This window comes from Bacillus sp. A260 (genome assembly GCF_009861435.1).
Lineage (GTDB): Bacteria > Bacillota > Bacilli > Bacillales > Bacillaceae_G > Bacillus_A > Bacillus_A cereus.
Genome location: NZ_CP046398.1, coordinates 2,160,181 through 2,177,508, shown reverse-complemented (window position 1 = coordinate 2,177,508; position 17,328 = coordinate 2,160,181). Strand labels below are relative to the sequence as shown.

Below are 17,328 nucleotides of genomic sequence, written 5' to 3'. Positions count from 1 at the left end.
TAACGTCTTCTATTAATTACTTGTTTATAAGAAAATATCTTTATTATACATTCATTTATACACTTTTTCAGCGTTTAATATACAAGCCATTCTTCCTTACATACAGCTTGTTTTCCTTTTATCTCTTCTATATCTTCATGAATATTAGCTAATTTATATAAATCTGGGAAAATCTCTTCCACATAATGTTGATGCGTCTGTTCATCTTTCCAATACGTTAACACTATGTAACGATTTTCATTTTTTAAAGACTTCCCAACTACTCCACCTAACATTCCTTTTGCTTTTTCCATTCCTTTATTCCAAATTGTTTCTTGCTTATGTAAAAAATACTTTTCCTTTTCCACCTTTACATCACATATAGCAACTCTTACGAATGATCCTTCTGTAACAACGTCTTTCAAATGCGTATCAGTTATATCATACAACGTTTGGAATAATTCAATTTCACACGAAAGAAACGTATCCTCTTGATTACTATTTAAATAAATTGTATCGTGAGCACCATTCATAAATGATTGATATGTACTTCTATCTTCCCATAAAGTAAATACACATGCCTCATCTTCATACCATCCACCAAATTGTCCATGAAAACCATCTAGATGCCGTATATCACTCCATTTTTCTTGCGCATTTGAAAACAATTCCTTTTTCTCTTCTTCCACCTTACAGTAGATTGTTTTTAGTAACATTTTTAATTCCCCCTTTAGCATATAATTTATCTTCTTCTCACAATAATTAGTTCACATAATATTTTTATAATCACCCTAATACTCTTTATAGACATATAGAACTAATCATATTTATCACTACATCTATCAAAACATCTATCGAATTTAATTTCAAATGATTCAGAATAAAAAAAGATGTAACTCTTAATGAATTACATCTTTAGCTAATCTCCCTTATTCATCTTTTTCTCAAATAAATAATACGTAATTTCTCCCGGATAATGTACTACTGCTACCTTCCTTTCCCCTTTTTTAAAACTAACAGTATGCCCGTTTTCCCCTAAGTTCTCCCATCCATTTGCCTTTGTAATAGGCATTACACTTATATATTGATAGTCCTCTTCATTATCATCGTTAATATGGATTGCTGACATTGGCACTGGAAAATCTTTAATTTTAGATTCTTTGTCTACATATATGAGTGCAAATAAACCAACTAATAACATAGCCATTGAAATACTTAAAACCAGTTTTCTTCTATTCATTTTCACTAAAAACCCTCTTTTCTCGCATATAGCTTTCATCATTTTACTAAATTTAATTATTCGTGTATAGAAAAGACATAATTTAAATTATTTCTAACCTATTTTCTCTACTTTAAACAACATTATTGTTATATATTATAATTATAAGTTTTTAAATTTTGGAGGCGTTACATATTGCAGAAATTACTTTTTACTAAATGGACAGTTGTTATTTCTATTTTCATCATTTTCGGTACGATTTTCTATGTTACTAATGTTAAAAATAACAACGAAAAAGCAACTGTAGAAACAGCGGAGACAAAAACTTTCAAAACGAAATTACAACCTAAAATTCATGAATTGACTACTCATTATAATGACATCATCGAAAAAGATTGGTTACCTGCCTGGGAAGAGATTAACACGAATGGAGATTCAGTAGATCGAAATAAACTATTAGTTACAATGAGTGCTGTTTCCAAACAGTACGAAACAATTATGAACGAAATAGACACGCTTAAAATTGAAGAAAACATAACAGATATAGATATACAAAAACAACTACTTCAATTCACAACTCAGTTTAAATCCGCATCAAATTTCATGAAAAATGCAGCAAATTTGATTATAGACGGAGCAAATAACTCTACTCCAACCAATGAAACTATTGAAAAAACAAAACAAGCTTTAGGACTTGCGGATCAACATATTGTCATCGCTTTATCTACTTTAAATGAAGTTGAAGATAAATTAGGACTTACAAAAAAATAAAACTATTTACTATTTTAAAATAAAAAATGATTGCAATTCACAATTTGTATGTCTATAATGTTTTTATTGATTTACAATCAATGTGTTTATAAATTTTATAATTCGGATGAACCATTCAGGAGAAGGTCTATTGATCTACCGACGGGGCAAAAAGTTGTTATACCAGCTTTGAAACTCTCAGGTCTTGGTTACAAGTAGAACTGCATGGGGACGAATCTCTGGAGAGACTCCCTCTCGCTTTCATAGAGCGCGGAGGAAAACGAGCACCGAAGGAGCAAATCCGCTACTTTAGCGGATAATCTCTCAGGTAAAAGGACAGAGACAAGCGAAAGAAAAAGCCGATTGTATCGGTTTATTTTTCTATCCCTTGTTTCTCCAGAGACCATTTCATTTACTTGAAGTGGTTTTTATTTTTTCTAAAAAAGGAGAATAAAGATGGAGACAGTAAGTAAAGTATTAGAACAACTAAATCAATACGTGTGGGGATTACCAACTTTGTTGCTACTCGTTGGAACAGGTATCATTCTCACAGTGCGTTTGAAAGGTTTACAGTTTAGTAAACTATTATACGCTCACAAACTAGCGTTTAAAAAATCAGAAGATACTTCTTCTTCTGGAGATATTAGTCACTTCCAAGCACTCATGACAGCTATGGCCGCAACGATTGGTATGGGTAATATAGCCGGTGTTGCAACAGCGGTTACAATTGGTGGTCCTGGTGCAATATTTTGGATGTGGATTACCGCTTTATTCGGTATGGCAACAAAATATGCAGAGGCAATACTTGCAGTGAAATATCGTGTTAGTAATGAAAATGGTGAATATTCAGGTGGACCAATGTATTATTTAGAGCGTGGTTTAGGTAAGAAATGGCTTGCTATATTATTCGCTATATTTGGTACAACTGCTTCTTTCGGTATTGGTAATATGGTGCAATCTAACTCAGTTGCAGAGGCAATGCGAATTAATTTCTCTTTCCCTTCTGCTTTAACTGGTATAGTAATGTCATTTTTAATCGCAATTGTTATTTTAGGCGGTGTAAAAAAAATCGGGAAAGTGACGGGATATGTCGTTCCTATTAAAGCTTTCTTTTATATAATTGCTGGTCTTATAATTATTTTCTATCACTACGACCAAATTCCAGAAGCATTTTCACTTATTTTTTCTGGTGCATTTAATGGTACAGCAGCTGCTGGTGGTTTTATTGGGGCAACAGTTGCATCAGCTATCCAAATCGGAATGGCGCGTGGTGTATTTGCGAACGAAGCTGGTTTAGGGAGTGCACCAATTGCGGCGGCGGCGGCAAAAACCGATTCGCCTGCAAAGCAAGCTTTAGTTTCAATGACTGGTACTTTTCTAGATACGTTTATTGTATGTACAATTACAGGACTAGTATTAATTACTACAGGCGCTTGGAAATCAGGTAAAACTGGTGTTGAAGCTACAACACTTGCATTCCAATCTGTATTCGGTACTGCTGGTAGTATGATTCTCGGTATCGCAATTATTTTATTTGCCTACTCTACTATTTTAGGCTGGTCGTATTATGGAGAAAAATGTGTAGCTTATTTATTCGGAGAAAGTGCAGTTAAATATTATAAAGCAATCTTTATTTTCATGATTGCAATTGGTGCTAATTTAAAGCTAGGAATCGTATGGACATTTGCTGATATTGCAAATGGACTTATGGCAATTCCAAACTTGATTGGTCTGATTGGATTAAGTAGTATTGTTGTTGCTGAAACGAATCGCTTTTTACAAGCAGAGAAATTGAAAGAAAATAATAAAAAACAGGCAAGTTAATCTATGAAAAAAGGAATGACTCATACATGATGAGCATTCCTTTTTTCATCCCTTCTTTTACTTAATTACTATCATTAAAAATATATTTATATCAATATTTACTCCTTTTTATTCCTCCAAAAGTTTTTCACATAAATGTCATAAATCGTATGGTCTAACTATATAGTTGAAAAGGAATGCGACATTAAAGTGTCGCTGAAAAACTCATCCAAGAAAAGGGAGGAAAAATCTTTTGAAAAACAAAATCATTGTTTTCCTATCTGTTTTATCATTTATTATTGGTGGTTTCTTCTTTAACACGAATACTTCAAGTGCTGAAACATCATCTACTGATTATGTTCCTAACCAATTAATCGTTAAGTTCAAACAAAATGCATCTTTAAGTAATGTGCAATCTTTTCATAAATCTGTCGGAGCTAATGTCTTATCTAAAGATGATAAGTTAGGTTTTGAAGTCGTACAATTTTCAAAAGGTACTGTAAAAGAAAAAATAAAGAGTTATAAAAATAATCCAGATGTGGAATATGCAGAACCAAATTATTACGTTCACGCCTTTTGGACTCCAAACGACCCATATTTTAATAATCAATATGGATTACAAAAGATTCAAGCTCCACAAGCTTGGGATAGCCAACGAAGTGATCCGGGTGTAAAAGTAGCTATTATTGATACAGGAGTTCAAGGCTCACACCCTGATCTGGCTTCGAAAGTAATTTACGGGCATGATTATGTTGATAACGACAATACATCTGATGATGGTAATGGTCATGGTACACATTGCGCTGGAATTACTGGAGCACTTACGAATAACAGCGTCGGAATTGCTGGTGTTGCCCCACAAACTTCAATTTATGCTGTCCGCGTATTAGATAATCAAGGAAGTGGTACTCTTGATGCTGTAGCGCAAGGTATTCGAGAAGCTGCTGATTCGGGTGCAAAAGTAATTAGTTTAAGTTTAGGAGCTCCAAATGGTGGTACTGCATTACAACAAGCCGTTCAATATGCATGGAATAAAGGCTCTGTTATAGTTGCAGCTGCTGGAAATGCTGGAAATACAAAAGCTAATTACCCTGCTTATTACAGCGAAGTAATTGCAGTTGGTTCTACAGATCAATCAGATAGAAAATCTTCATTCTCTACTTATGGTAGCTGGGTAGATGTTGCAGCACCAGGTTCAAATATATATTCAACATATAAAGGAAGCACGTATCAATCATTAAGTGGTACATCTATGGCAACACCTCATGTTGCAGGAGTCGCTGCTCTTTTAGCAAATCAAGGATATAGTAATACACAAATTCGCCAAATTATTGAGTCAACTTCTGATAAAATTAGTGGTACAGGTACGTACTGGAAAAACGGTAGAGTCAATGCATATAAGGCTGTACAATACGCTAAGCAATTACAAGAAAATAAAGCTTCTTAAGAAAACTTTAATCAGTCGATCTACCATGAATGCGGAATAAAATAGAAGGAGAGACTTCTATAATTAAAGCCTCTCCTTCTTACAAACTATATTACTCTCCCTGCTTTTTAACCATATGTAAATACAGTACAAAATCCATCATTGTCGACGAATGACCAAGTTGACGGATCATCGCTGTTATATTTCCTCTATGATATGTACCATGATTTACGACATGTTGCACTAATTCTAAAATCGAAGTTTCTAATTTCCCTACATATGGATTCTCAATAACAAATACAGCATTCACATCTTGTATTGTAATTAAAAAATCTTTATATTGATTTGCCATGTTTTCAAACATTTTTTCTAATTCATGTAACGATTTAGTTTCAATTTGTTTTCGTAAATCTTCTCGGTCTTGTATTGCTTCATTCATACTTTTACCATGCAATATATGTAACCACACTTGATCTGTAATATAAATATGCACAAAAGTATCCTTAATGGATGGGAATACACTCTGTATCTGCTCATTAAAAATCGTCTCATAGTTTGGTAACTCTTTTAATCGATTGAATAATCTTGTATTGGCCCAAGCATGATAATCACACTGTTTTAATATATAATCTTTCAATTTATATTACCTCCTTATTGTATGAAACGAATGGTTTGTTTCTTCATTTCTGATTCTCTATCAGCCTTTGCAATCCCTTTTTCTTTCATTTCATGCTTATTTATCGTTTTATATTTTACATACGTATAAAATTCCGTTTGAAATGGAAATGGTGTAATCCGAATTGTTTCCTCGTCCACCCATTCAGCTTGAATAAGTTTCTCCTCTTCACTATTAAACATTTCTGTTCCTTCAAAACCATCTTTAAATAAATCAATTTCATCTTTCTTTTTGACACCAGGCTTATTCATACATACGTATAAAGAAAGTTCATCACAAAACTTTAATAATTTATAATGTTTATCGAACATCGCAAACTGTTCTTTTGTTAACGTTTTCAAGATTCTTTTTTGTCGTTCTAATTCATGTTTATAAAATGACATCATCTCTTCATCTTCCTCGTTTAGTGGAAATGATAAAAAATGTTTACTACAAAGCAATGCCCCGTATGGATTAGAATTTTCAATTTCATTCAAACCAATCGTATAAAAAACAAAACGTAATGGGCTTGGACAATCCATAAATGTATATGGAATATTTTTAGCATCATTCAAAATTGGTACTTTATCAAGCTCTATCCATCCTCTGTCATGCTCATATATTGCATCAACTGTTTCTTTTAAATATGTTTTACTTTCAAAAAAGTCTTCTTTTATATGTTTTGCAATCTCTCCAGCTAAAAAACCATGGTCATGTTGACGAATTAATATACTTTCCTTCTCATTTTTTTCACGAAAAATCATTCATATACTCCCCCTCATCCTCATACTAAAGCTTTTTATATGCATCGATTCTTAATTAATCCCTAAATAATAGAAGGGATTCAGTCTCTTGCAACGAAATTAACATAATTATATAGTATTCTATCTAATCATAGTGATAGCTTTATCTTTACTATCTATTATACTAAAACATTCATTCCAAAAATTTTTTTATGAGGTGAAAACATGAACAAAACAGAATTAATTAAAAACGTAGCTCAATCAGCTGATATTTCTCAAAAGGACGCTTCTGCAGCTGTACAATCCGTATTTGACACAATTGCTAATGCATTACAATCTGGAGATAAAGTTCAACTAATCGGTTTTGGAACTTTTGAAGTGCGCGAAAGATCTGCTCGTACAGGACGTAATCCGCAAACTGGCGAAGAAATTCAAATCGCCGCTGGTAAAGTTCCTGCATTTAAAGCAGGTAAAGAATTAAAAGAAGCTGTTAAATAAACAAGAAACCAGCCATTTTATAGGCTGGTTTCTTGTTTTTATTTAAGCAATTGCTTTATATTCTCTGCATGATACACTTCACAAATATAAAATACACATTTGCATTTACTTACAATTTGATACTTTCTAGTTGGATACACATTCGCTGTAACAGAACATCCATCAAACAATTCGATAATATTTCCAGATGGCTGATATCCTTCATATAATACATTTCTTCTTACTTCCATCTTTTCTATAAGCTTTTCAACAGGAATATTTCCACTCTCTAATTCACTCTTTATTGCGTCCGGTAAAAACGAAGTGTCTGCAAAAATTAGATTTTCAGATAACACCTTGCCTTTATAACTAACATTAGATACACGGTAAAGAAATGTTCCATCTTTATCAAAGAAATTCTTTGCTTCTTTCGGAATGTACTGTCTACCAAGTGCCTCTTGTTCAAGAACATCAAACTGAACTGTATCATTTAAAAGCTTTTCTAAAGCATGAATAGATGATGTATCTCCAGAAAATAAAATATTTTTAATTGCTTGTACGTTATAAGTGAATTCATTCTTTCTATTTTCCGCTACTAACATGAGGAACACCTCTTCTATAATTTTTTTATTTAAGATTTAAAAGTGCTGCCGCATCTAATTGCGTAATTTCAGTTACTTCCTTACTGAATATTGCAACAGAGGCCCTATAATCTAAACTAGGCTTTACATCTTCCATCATTGTATTATTTAATAACTCTTGTCTATCCTTAAAAACCAACAAGTTTGGAGGATCATTTGGAGCTGATACTGTAATATGTACTGGCGGAATCATTAGTCCTTCACCTGTCGCTTTCAGCACCGCTTCTTTTCGAGTCCAATATGTTAAAAATCCTTCTATTTTCTGTTCATTTGGCAGTTTCATAACTTGCGCTATTTCAATGTCTGTTAATACACCTTCTGCCATTTTCATAACATCTACATTTGGATTCATTTGTTCTACATCTATGCCAACAGGTGCAGATTTTGTAAAAGCAACGACAACCCACTCACCTGAATGCGAAACGGATAATTGCGGCATACCTTCTGGTAATTGTGGTCTTCCATGCTGCACTTTACATACTGAGCACATTCGATCAATTGGTACTTGGACTGGTGACATAGAAAGTATCTTACCGAGAACTAATCTACTTATTACGCAACCTATTATAAAACGAGCTCGATCTGCCGAATGATGATACGAATTTGCTTTCTCTCGCTCTATATCATTTAGTAAATTGTAATGCCATGATTGTAAATCCGAAATTCTTGCCCACCATATTTGACAATCATTCTCATTCAAAGTTGGAATAGAATCTACAACTTTACTTTCTATCATGTAAACTCTCCTTTATTCAACGAATATCAATTTTCATAAGAAAGCATGCGTATATTGTTATTCATTGACAAGTACTTTCTCTTTTTCTGATACAGATAATGTTTTTTCTTTCTTCTTTGACATTACCTCTTTATCGGAAATACGTAAAGAAAATAGTAGTGCTATGAGCAAAAATATTGCTGATCCAATTAATGCTGCTTGATATGGTAAAAAATCGGATTGAGCGTTATTACTTCCAAAACCAGCTAGTATACTAGCTAAAACAGCTACTCCTATTGCTGAACCTAATCGATTTTGCACATTGAATATAGTAGTAGCTCTCCCCATAGAAGGCGGCGTGATATTGTTAAAGGCAGAAAATTGAACCGCACCGACAGATTGACCTAAGAAAATACCGATACCAAACAATAATGCGCGGATTTGCCACGGATTCGTATCGTGATTTACAAAACTTAATAAAACAAAGATAACCACGGTACAAATTAATCCAATAGAAATTACCTTTCGCGCTCCTAATTTTTTATATGACCATGGCACAATTTGTGAAGAAATCATTAATCCAATCGCCTCTGGAAATGTCGTAAGTCCTGATTCCAGCGCGGAAACTCCTATCAAATTTTGATACATAAGTGGAAAAACAAATAACATTCCTAGTAAACCAGCTGATGAAAATAATGATATAAGACTCATCTTTCTAAACACTGGTTCTTTTAATAAACGTAAATCTAACATCGGTTGCTTTACTTTCAGTTCTACGATTATAAACAATGTAATGAATACCCCCCCAGCTATCCCAGTACTCATAATTTCTGGAGAAATCCACCCTTTTGATGGTCCCTGGCTGAGCGCATATATGAGCATCGCAAATCCTGGTGCTGATAAAATAAAGCCGAGCGAATCAAAGCGACCAGCTGATTTTTCAACATGCTCTGCTAAAAATAGAAGTCCAAATAGCAATGCAACGATTCCAAACGGTAGATTAATATAAAATGCCCAACGCCAAGACATTTGATCTACAAAGAAACCACCGATGATAGGACCAATTGCTGGTGCTACAGCAATTGGAAGTATAATGAACCGAGAAATCTTCGGTCTTTCCTCTGGTGAAAATGTTCGAAATAACATTGCCATTCCGACCGGCGTTAAAAGCCCTCCACCAGCACCTTGAATAATACGGAAAATATTCAATGAAGTAATATCGTTAGCCATTCCGCATAAAGCAGAGGCAATTGTAAATACGAAAAGAGCAATTAAAAATACTCTTTTCGTACCAAATCGATCTCCTAACCAACCAGAAATCGGAAGGAAAACAGCTAAACTAACTAAATACCCAACATTAACCGTCCCCATTGCAGATGCAGGTACTTGTAGTTCTCTACTTATCGTTTGCAGTGCTACATTTACAATCGTTGCGTCCATCGCAGCCATAAACATCGCAGTTATATAAACGATACTTACAACTACTTTTGGATTTAGTTTTTCTTTCATTATCGTTTTCCTGCTAATGTTTTTTCGCGAACTTGATTACTTTTTGGATTCAAATCTTTCCAGTTATATTCAACATATTCTAAGCAGCTCTGCCTACTAGCTTCTTCATATACGATATTCCAGCCAATAGGTACATCGAGAAAAGCAGGCCAGAGAGAATACTGGCCCTCCTCATTTATTAATACTTTATATGTGTAATTATCATTTTCAAATGGATTCGTCATACTCTACTTACCCCTTTCTTATTCTGCAAATATTTCGCTAATACTTGTCCAATTTCCGTAAGCGGACCTGGCTGACATAGATCTTTATGTCTACAATCAATATCGTGCTGCACAATTTGCCCGTCTAAATAATTTAGCCACGTATTTGGAGAAATAGGATCAAACCAGTCTGGTATAACAGTAGATCTAAAGAACAGGATATCTCCGTTATAAACTTTCGGTACATATTTCCCTAACAACCCTACTGAATTTACATATGTTTCTTTCAAGTTCAATATAGTCTCTTCTTCAAGACTTGCTAATGCACTTCCATCTTTACGAAGGATTTCAACTGCACTTTCCATTGTAAGTGGTTTACCATCCATGTTATCTGGGTCATATCCGCCTAAAGCAAGTAATGCAATTAACGCTTCCTCTTCAGTAGGCGCTTCCGTATTCGGTAAGAAGTGTCCAGGATAAGAGTCAAGCATAACGAGTAATTCTACTTCTTCCCCTTCATTTTGTAATTGCGCCGCCATTGCATGCACAACATTTCCTCCAAGCGACCAACCTAATAAACGATATGGTCCATGAGGCTGTACTTCACGAACGTGTTTCAAGTAATCCGCCGCCATCTCCTCTAAACTTTTTGGAAGTTCTTCATTTTTAGCAATACCACGTGCTTGCACACCATAAATTGGATAATCTGTTCCTAAAGATTTCATAAGTCCTGCATAGCACCAACTTAATCCACCTGCTGGATGTACACAAAATAGTGGTAATTGATCCCCGCTTGCTCGTAATGGAAGCAACACATCAAGTGCACTTTGACCATTCCCCATCTCAAGTCTTTCAGCTAACCCTGCAACAGTCGGTGCTGCAAATAAAGTACCAATGTTTAGTTCCACTCCAAGCGCCTCTTTCATGCGGCTCATAAGCTGCACTGCAAGGAGTGAATGACCACCAAGATCAAAGAATCCGTCATCAATTCCAATTTGAGGTACACTTAGCACTTCTGTAAACAAGTCACATAACATTTCTTCTTGCGGTGTTCTTGGACCACGACTAGAAGATGATGCGATAAATGCTGGAGCTGGCAATGCCTTTCTATCTAATTTACCGTTTGGAGTTAAAGGTAACTCATTTACTACTACAAAAGCGTATGGAACCATATAATCTGGTAAACTACCACTAGCAAACTGACGCATTTCATTCGTATCAATTGCTTCATTATTTGATGCAACGATATAAGAAACTAACCGTTTATCCCCTGGTTGATCTTCACGTACAATAACGGCTACTTGCTCAGCTTTAGGGTGCTTCATTATGACTGCTTCTATTTCTCCTAATTCAATTCGGAATCCACGAATTTTGATTTGATGATCTGCACGTCCTATATAATCTAGCGTCCCATCATTACGCCAGCGAGCTAAGTCTCCTGTACGATACATTCTTGTACCTGGCTTGCCAAATGGATCTGCGATAAAGCGTTCAGCCGTTAATCCTGCTCTTCCTAAATATCCACGCGCAAGTCCTGCACCTGCAACATACATTTCTCCAACTACTCCAGGTGGGACTGGTTGTAAATAGTTGTCTAACACATACACTTTAAGGTCAGGTATACTGCACCCAATTAAACTATTTGCCCGTAAAGAGACGATAGTTTCATCTAATTCAATATAACTAACATGTACTGTCGTCTCTGTAATACCATACATATTAATAAGCTTTGGTGCGTTATGAGGATGTCGACTATACCAATCTTCTAAGCGACTTAGCTCAAGTGCTTCTCCTCCAAAAACAACATATCGTAAAGATAATTTTTGGCCAATCTCTTCATTTTCACGATCTGCTTGCATCAATTGGTAGAACGCTGATGGAGTTTGGTTTAAAACCGTAACCTTTTCTTTAACAAGAAGCTGTAAAAATTCTTTCGGCGAGCGACTTACAGTATGTGGGACTACAACTAAACGCCCTCCGTATAATAAAGGTCCCCAAATTTCCCAAACCGAGAAATCAAAAGCATATGAATGGAACATCGTCCAAACATCGTTTCCGTCAAACTGGAACCAATGATCAGTTGCTCCTAAAAGTCTCACTACATTTTGATGAGGTATCATAACGCCTTTCGGTCTGCCCGTTGACCCTGACGTATAAATAACGTAAGCAATATGTGATGGAGATAATGGCTTAATTCGTTCCACTTCATCAATATTGTCTTCACTATATTTCTCAACCTCTGCTATTACTTTCACATCATCAACTAAAACTTTTAGTGCCTCATTACATTCAATTTCCACTTCTGAATTCGTTAAAACACATGATGGTTTCGCATCGTGTAGCATAAATGAAATACGGTCTGCTGGGTAATCTGGATCTAACGGAAGGTATCCAGCACCAGCTTTAAGAACAGCTAATAAGCTTACAACCATGTTTAATGATCTTGGCATCGCTAAAGCAACGAGTTGATCAGGACCAATCCCTTTTGCTATTAGGAATCGAGCTATTTTATTTGCTTTTCTATTTAACTCTTCATAAGTTAATTTCTTATCTTCAAAGACAACAGCAATAGAATTTGGATTTATATGAGCCTGCTTTTCAAACAATTGTGGCAATGTCATTTCTGGTGCAATTTGAAAACCACCATTCCACTTTTCTAACACTGTATTTTTCTCTGCTAAAGTTAATATTTCTAATCTGCCAATGGATTGATCTGGATTTGTAGTTGCATCATCTAATAACAAAATGAATCGTTCTATTAGTTTTTGAACCGTTTCACGTTTATATAAATCGGTACTAAACTCTAGTAATCCATGTAAACCGTTCGGAGTACCATCAACCCCGTTACTCTCACTAATTTCAAATGTTAAATCAAATTTTGCAGAACCAACGCTTTGAATTTCAAGGCTCGCTTCTAAACCTGGTACATGAAACGTTGCTTCTGGTGTATTTTGAAAAGCTAACATAACTTGAAACAACGGATGGCTGTTTCGAGTACGTACTGGATTTAATACTTCAACAAGCCTTTCAAATGGAACATCTTGATTTTCATAAGCTGCAAGATTTACCTGCTTCACTCTATTTAATAATTCTTTAAAACTTGGATCTCCTGAAGTATTTGTACGTAACACTAATGTATTTACAAATAAACCAACAATATCTGAAAGTACATCATCATTTCTTCCAGCAATCGGACTTCCAATTGGTATATCAGTGCCTGCACCTAATCTTGTAAATAGTGCACTAAGCCCTGCTTGCAATACCATAAACAAACTAACTCCATTTTTACGTGCAAGCTCTACTAACCTACTATGCATACCTTCATCTATATGAAAATGAATTGTTTCCCCGCGGTAACTCGTCTCAATTGGACGCTGGAAATCTGTAGGTAACTCCATTTGGTCTGGTAAACCTTTAAGTTCTTCTTTCCAAAAATCTAATTGTGTTGAAATAAGACTCTCTTTTGTCGTTTCATCACCTAGCAATTGCTGTTGCCAAAGTGCATAATCTGCGTATTGAACTGGTAGTGTCTCCAGCTGAACTCTGTCACCTTGACTTCGCGCTTTATACGCCGCTGTAAAATCTCTCGTTAACGGCTGTAATGACCAGCCATCACCTACAATATGATGTAATAGAATTAATAATACATGTTCGTTTTCACTCATTGTAAAAAGTTGCAAACGAACTGCCGGCTCAAAATCGAGGTTAAAGCTATATCTTACCGCCTCTGAAAGTACACTTTCTAATTCATCTTTACATGTATTAGTTATAACCATTTCTAAATTTAAGTTTTCCATATCTAAAATTTTCTGATAGGAACTACCTAATACGTTAGGGAAAATTGTTCTAAGTGTTTCATGTTTCTCAACTACATCATAAAAAGCACCTTGTAATGCTTCCCGATTCAATATTCCATTCATACGAATGACTAGCGGAATATTATAAGTAGGACTTGGACCTTCTAAACAATTTAAGAACCATAACCTGCGCTGTGCAAATGAAAGTGGAACTTCATTTGGCCTACTTGCTTTCTGAATAGCTGGTCTTGCGCTTTTTGCATGGTTTAATTGTTTCGCCAGTTCGGCAACAGTTGGTGATTCAAATAGTTTCCCAATTCCTAATTCCACACTTAACGTTTCACGAATTCTTGCCATTAAACGAGATGCGAGAAGTGAATGTCCACCCATTTCAAAGAAATTATCATCAATGCCAATTCGAGAAACACCAAGTACTTCTGCAAATAAATCACATAATATTTCTTCTTTCGGATTTCTAGCAACTCTCTCATTGTTCATTCCATTAAAATCAGGAGCAGGTAATTTCTTTCTGTCAACCTTACCATTTGGCGTTAATGGTAATACTTCTAGCACAACAAATGTCGATGGTATCATATAATTCGCTAAACTTTCTGAAACATAAGAACGAATTTCTGAAAGATTAATCGGTTCCTTTTCTTCTGCAACGATATACGCAATGATGCGTTTATCATTTGCACGATCTTCTCGTACCATTACTACCGCTTGTTGAATATTTTCATGTCGTTGTAATACCGTTTCAATTTCAGCTAATTCAATTCGGAATCCACGAATTTTAATTTGATGATCTGCGCGACTAATGTACTCTAACGCACCATCACTACGCCATTTCACAAGATCTCCTGTACGGTACATGCGCTTCCCTGATTCTCCATAAGGATTTGCAACAAACCGTTCAGCTGTTAACTCAGGTTTTCCTAAATATCCGCTTGCAAGTCCTTCCCCTGCAATATATAATTCCCCAATAACTCCAGGTGGCACTGGTTGTAACCCTGCATCCAATACATACACTTCTGTATTGCAAATTGGTTTTCCAATAGGAGGTATGCCCTTTTCACCTTCATCAATGTTCATGAAAGTAGACCAAATCGTCGTTTCAGTTGGTCCATATAAATTAGTTATTGAGCAACCTAATTCTCGTAATTTATTTGCTAAATGCGCTGGAAGAGCTTCACCACCAACAAGTATGCTTAGCCCTTGTAGCTTCTCTGGATAATCAGTTACTAACGCCTGCCAAAGCGTCGGTGTAGCCTGCATAATGGTCACTCTTTCTTCATGTAAAAGTGTCGTTAATGCAGAAGGCTCTTGTATGTCTTCTTTTTGCGCAATTGTTAAACTTGCACCACTAATAAGAGGTAAATAAATTTCTAGTGCAGAAATATCAAATGCAAACGTTGTAACTGCTAATAAATGATCATTTTCATTTAATGAAAACTTTTGTTGCATAGCCATTAAAAAGTTACTTAAACCTCTCATAGGAACAATTACACCTTTTGGGTTTCCTGTTGAGCCTGAAGTATATATTGTATAGGCTGGGTTTAACAGTGATACATCATTCTTACATGCTATATTCATACGAGAATATGTATGTAACGCTAGTTTCGTTTCTTCGTCATCTAATACAATTTTTTTCATATCCTTTTCTATAACTAACTTAGATGAAACAGATGAATGTGTTATGATACAAACTGGTTTTGCATCATTTACTATATAAGTAACTCTATCTGCTGGGTATTCTGGATCTATTGGTAAATACGCTGCACCAGCCTTTAAGACTGCTAGCATACTAACTACCATTTCTATTGATCTAGGGAATACTAAAGCTACAAACTGATTTGGTCGTATTCCTTCTTCTACTAAATAATGTGCTAGTTCATTCGCTCGTTCATTTAGCTCTTTATACGTAAGGATTACACCGTCACAAGTAATCGCTAGTTTATTGGGATTTTTTTTCACTTGTTTTTCAAATGATATAGGCAGACTGATTAATTCATCGTCTTCCTTCGTTTCATTCCATTCCAATAAAACTTTATGATTTTCTTCAGGCAGAGTAATGTTTATTTTTCCAATCGACTCGTTTTTCTCATAATTATTTATTACTAATTCAAATAGATTCATAAATCTTTCTTTATGCAATGCTAGCTCCGCGTTATTATATACTTCAGGATTTGCATCAAAATGAATCATTATCTCATTTTGATCAAAACGTTTATATACATTTATCGATAAATCATCGACAGGTCCTGCTGATAAGTTATGCGTAATACCACGATTTCCAGCAAAATTAAGCCCGTAATCAAAAGGCATAACATTCACTAACGGTCCAAACAACCTTTGATTTTCACCTAGTAACTTTAAATCTCTTCTTAATTCCTCATGACGGTATTTATAATGGCGACGTACATCTCGGATTTCTTTAGAAACTTGCTGCAATAATTCCGCAAGAGTTATATTTGGAGTTACTGTAATACGAAGTGGAACTAAATTCATTACCATACTTGGTGTATGAATAGATACAGAACCTAGACGTCCCATCATCGGTAAACCTAAAACAATATCATTTTCACCTGTTAATTTATGCATATAAATACTTGTTACAGCCACAATGAATTCCGGCCAACTTGTTAACGAAATATTGATATCTTCTAGTAAAGTTTTCGTGCTAGAACTAGATAAATAAGCTGTTTCTCGTGAAAATCCATTTGATGTTCTCGGTGCTCGTTCTGCCAAACTTACAACTTCTGGGGCATCTGCAAACTTTTCTAACCAAAAAGTACGATCTTCCTGAAATTGTTTAGACTCACGATACTCAATATCTTCTTGCACGACTTTTGCAAGAGAACCAAATGGTTTTTCATTCTTGTTTGTTTCTTCTATAAGTGATGTATACTCATTCGCTACTTTTTGGCTAAGAAGTGAAAATCCATAGCCATCCATCACAATGTGATGGATGCGCTGATACCAAAAGAAACGATTATTTTCAACTTGAATAAGTGCTTCAGTAAATAAAGTATCTTTTTTCAAATCGACTGGCATAGATAAATCATTTTTCATCCATACTTTAGCAGCTTCTTCAGGATTTTCTTCTTTACGAACGTCAATAAAATGCATATGAAACTGTGATTCTTCAATAACTTGCCATGGGCCAATTTCATCCTCTTCGAAGCGAACATGAAGTGCTTCTGTTTCCATTACAACTTTACGTACAGCTAATTCAAAAATGTCTTGATGAATATTTCCGTTTATTTCTACATATTCCCCAGTATTATAAATTGGATTAAGCGGATCTAATTGTTGCGCAAACCACATACCAGACTGCGCAGATGATAACGAATGACGAATCTTTTGACTGTTAGGCATTCTTTACTACCCCTTTATTATGTAGTCTATTTG

13 protein-coding genes and 1 riboswitch are annotated in these 17,328 nt (G+C 35.1%); of the genes, 4 read left to right on the top strand and 9 right to left on the bottom strand.

All coding sequences use genetic code 11. The features are described 5' to 3' along the window. Positions 1-74 precede the first annotated feature (74 nt). Positions 75-695 (bottom strand): YdbC family protein, encoded by a 621-nt coding sequence (locus GD442_RS11110; RefSeq protein ID WP_000925164.1) that lies wholly within the window; start codon positions 693-695, stop codon positions 75-77. Between the two features lie 203 nt (positions 696-898). Beyond that, positions 899-1,261 (bottom strand): hypothetical protein, encoded by a 363-nt coding sequence (locus GD442_RS11105; protein WP_002197739.1) that lies wholly within the window; start codon positions 1,259-1,261, stop codon positions 899-901. 132 nt (positions 1,262-1,393) lie between these two features. Between GD442_RS11105 and GD442_RS11100 the strand changes: the two genes are divergently transcribed. The 3 genes from GD442_RS11100 (at position 1,394) to GD442_RS11090 (ending at position 5,198) form a co-directional block, all read left to right on the top strand. After that, on the top strand, positions 1,394-1,969 hold the full coding sequence (locus GD442_RS11100; protein WP_001170889.1) for a hypothetical protein: 576 nt from the start codon (positions 1,394-1,396) through the stop codon (positions 1,967-1,969). Between the two features lie 208 nt (positions 1,970-2,177). Further along, a riboswitch (glycine riboswitch) is annotated at positions 2,178-2,298 on the top strand. A gap of 106 nt (positions 2,299-2,404) precedes the next feature. Continuing rightward, positions 2,405-3,772, top strand: a complete 1,368-nt coding sequence (locus GD442_RS11095; RefSeq protein WP_000451038.1) for an alanine/glycine:cation symporter family protein — start codon at positions 2,405-2,407, stop codon at positions 3,770-3,772. A gap of 232 nt (positions 3,773-4,004) precedes the next feature. Continuing rightward, a complete protein-coding gene (locus GD442_RS11090; protein WP_000790938.1) occupies positions 4,005-5,198 on the top strand; it encodes a S8 family peptidase in 1,194 nt (397 codons plus the stop codon). Positions 5,199-5,289: 91 nt separating this feature from the next. On the opposite strand, the gene GD442_RS11085 is transcribed toward GD442_RS11090, so the two are convergent. After that, positions 5,290-5,814 carry a DinB family protein gene (locus tag GD442_RS11085; protein ID WP_000656267.1) on the bottom strand — a complete coding sequence of 175 codons (525 nt, stop codon included), beginning with the start codon at positions 5,812-5,814 and terminating at the stop codon, positions 5,290-5,292. Positions 5,815-5,828: 14 nt separating this feature from the next. Continuing rightward, positions 5,829-6,596 carry a DUF3891 family protein gene (locus GD442_RS11080; RefSeq protein WP_000577296.1) on the bottom strand — a complete coding sequence of 256 codons (768 nt, stop codon included), beginning with the start codon at positions 6,594-6,596 and terminating at the stop codon, positions 5,829-5,831. A 204-nt stretch (positions 6,597-6,800) separates the two neighbouring features. Here GD442_RS11080 and GD442_RS11075 point away from each other — a divergent pair, with 204 nt between their 5' ends. Then, a complete protein-coding gene (locus tag GD442_RS11075) occupies positions 6,801-7,073 on the top strand; it encodes an HU family DNA-binding protein (RefSeq protein ID WP_001043905.1) in 273 nt (90 codons plus the stop codon). Positions 7,074-7,111: 38 nt separating this feature from the next. On the opposite strand, the gene GD442_RS11070 is transcribed toward GD442_RS11075, so the two are convergent. Genes GD442_RS11070 through GD442_RS11050 form a run of 5 tightly spaced genes read right to left on the bottom strand, consistent with a single transcriptional unit; the run spans position 7,112 to position 17,295 of the window. After that, positions 7,112-7,654 (bottom strand): hypothetical protein, encoded by a 543-nt coding sequence (locus tag GD442_RS11070; protein WP_000959125.1) that lies wholly within the window; start codon positions 7,652-7,654, stop codon positions 7,112-7,114. A gap of 25 nt (positions 7,655-7,679) precedes the next feature. Then, a complete protein-coding gene (gene sfp / locus GD442_RS11065) occupies positions 7,680-8,429 on the bottom strand; it encodes a 4'-phosphopantetheinyl transferase Sfp (protein ID WP_000573004.1) in 750 nt (249 codons plus the stop codon). A gap of 57 nt (positions 8,430-8,486) precedes the next feature. Then, the gene (locus tag GD442_RS11060) at positions 8,487-9,917 is read right to left on the bottom strand and encodes an MDR family MFS transporter (protein WP_000660188.1); all 1,431 of its coding nucleotides are present in this window, start codon (positions 9,915-9,917) and stop codon (positions 8,487-8,489) included. After that, the gene (locus tag GD442_RS11055) at positions 9,917-10,141 is read right to left on the bottom strand and encodes an MbtH family protein (RefSeq protein ID WP_000184055.1); all 225 of its coding nucleotides are present in this window, start codon (positions 10,139-10,141) and stop codon (positions 9,917-9,919) included. Before GD442_RS11055 ends, GD442_RS11060 begins: the two co-directional genes overlap by 1 nt. Continuing rightward, complete coding sequence (locus GD442_RS11050; protein ID WP_001133910.1) at positions 10,138-17,295, bottom strand: amino acid adenylation domain-containing protein; 7,158 nt, start codon at positions 17,293-17,295, stop codon at positions 10,138-10,140. The genes GD442_RS11055 and GD442_RS11050 overlap by 4 nt, the downstream gene beginning before the upstream one ends. Positions 17,296-17,328 lie beyond the last annotated feature (33 nt).